At 46.1% G+C, this 1,824-nt stretch carries 1 protein-coding gene; it reads left to right on the top strand.

All coding sequences use genetic code 11. The features are described 5' to 3' along the window. Nucleotides 1-43: 43 nt before the first annotated feature. Nucleotides 44-1,591, top strand: coding sequence for a flavocytochrome c (locus Q0256_RS06535; RefSeq protein WP_297961375.1), 1,548 nt, complete (start codon nt 44-46; stop codon nt 1,589-1,591). Nucleotides 1,592-1,824: the final 233 nt, after the last annotated feature.

Below are 1,824 nucleotides of genomic sequence, written 5' to 3'. Positions count from 1 at the left end.
TTGACGTATAATTTACGCCAAGAAATTTAAAAAGGAGCAAACAATGAAAGAAATTTCAAGGCGAAATTTTATGAAAATGGGTGCTACTGGTGCATTGGCACTTGCTGCTAGCAGCGCAAATGCTGGAGTTTTAGAGGCAAAAGATATTAAATTTGACGAAGAGTATGACGTCATCGTCATAGGCACAGGCTTTGCAGGCTCGATGGCTACTTTGCAAGCGCTAAAACGCGGCAAAAAAGTGCTAATGATCGAGAAAATGGGACGAAGCGGCGGCAACTCAGTCATAAATGCTGGCAATATGGCTGTCCCAAATAATGAATTTCAAAAAGCAGCAGGCATAAAAGATAGCAAAGAGGCTTTTATCGCTGACTGCCTAAAAGATGGTCAAAATTTAAACCATGTCGATCTACTTGAAGTTATCTATGACCGCGCAAATGACGCTTTTGAATACCTAAAAAGCATCGGAGTGGAGTTTTCGGGCAAGGTGATATCTGCTAGCGGACACTCGCTAAAGCGCGCCGTACAGGCCAAAAATGCTAGCGGCTCGGGCTACATCCAGCCGATGCATAAGGCGATCGAGGAAAATGCAAATGCCGTAATCAAAAAGCGTACTAAATTTGATGATTTTGTCGTGGATGACAGCGGTCGCGTCGTGGGTGTAAAGTGTCGCGAAGAATATAAGTTCGATCCGCAGCTTGCTAGCGACGATAGGGAAAACAAAAGCGGCGAAGTAAAATTTTTTAAAGCCAAAGATGGCGTCATTTTGGCTGCGGGCGGATACAGCTCAGATAAATGGTTTCGCGCGCAGCAGGTGCCGTATCTAAAAGATAATATCGAAACCGTAAGCCAACCCGGTGCTACCGCAGGTGCGCTTATCGCGGCGATGAAGCTAGGTGCGAATCCTTTGCAACTCAGCTGGATTCAACTAAATCCTTATACCAATCCTAGCGAGAAGGGATTTGGTACTTCCGCGCTATTTTCAAATCACTGCGCTAACGACTATGGTCTAACCGTCGATCCAAAGACGGGCAAACGCTTTATGAACGAGCACGCCGGGCGCAAGATCAAAACCGAAGCGATCTTTAAATGCATGGCGGAGAGCGAAAATAACGACAACTACCCCGTAAATATCTGCGATCAAGCCGCAGTTGATGCAAATAATCCGGTCTATACGTCAAAAGGTGTAGAAGCAGGCTCAATTAAAAAATTTAATACCTTGGAAGAGCTTGCAAAATTTTATAAAATTCCGCTGGAGCCGTTTTTAAAAACCGTCGCGGATTTTAACGGCTATGTCAAAGCAGGAAGCGACCCGGAGTTTGGCAAGCCTTTGACAAAAGCCGATGTAGGCGGTATCGACGTATCAAAAGCTCCATTTTATGCGTGCCAAACAAGCCCGAAAATTCTTTACTGCATGGGCGGCGTGCAGATCAATACCAAGACCCAGGTTATTGACGCGGCTAGCGGCGAGCCGATCGCAGGGCTATACGCGGCGGGCGAAATCACCGGTGGCGTTCACGGCGCAAGTAGGCTCGGTACTATGAGCATGGCTGATTGTATGGTTTTTGGAATGGTGGCGGCAGAAAATATCTGAATTGATTTTGCTTTTTTAGGGCGCGACGGCATATTTAAATTTCGCCGTCACGTCTAAATTTTAAAATTTTATGCAAAAGGCGCGTAAAATTTTATCCATTCGGTAAGGGTTAAATTTCACCGAAATTCGCATAGTCTGGGAGACGCACATGATAGCGATCTATTTTAGCGCTACGGGCAACACGAAGCATTGCGCGGGTAGGCTCATCGCTCATCTCGGCGGCATCTGCGTCT

Source organism: uncultured Campylobacter sp., assembly GCF_937949835.1.
In the GTDB taxonomy this organism is placed as follows: domain Bacteria; phylum Campylobacterota; class Campylobacteria; order Campylobacterales; family Campylobacteraceae; genus Campylobacter_B.
This window is presented reverse-complemented; position numbering and strand designations above follow the sequence as displayed.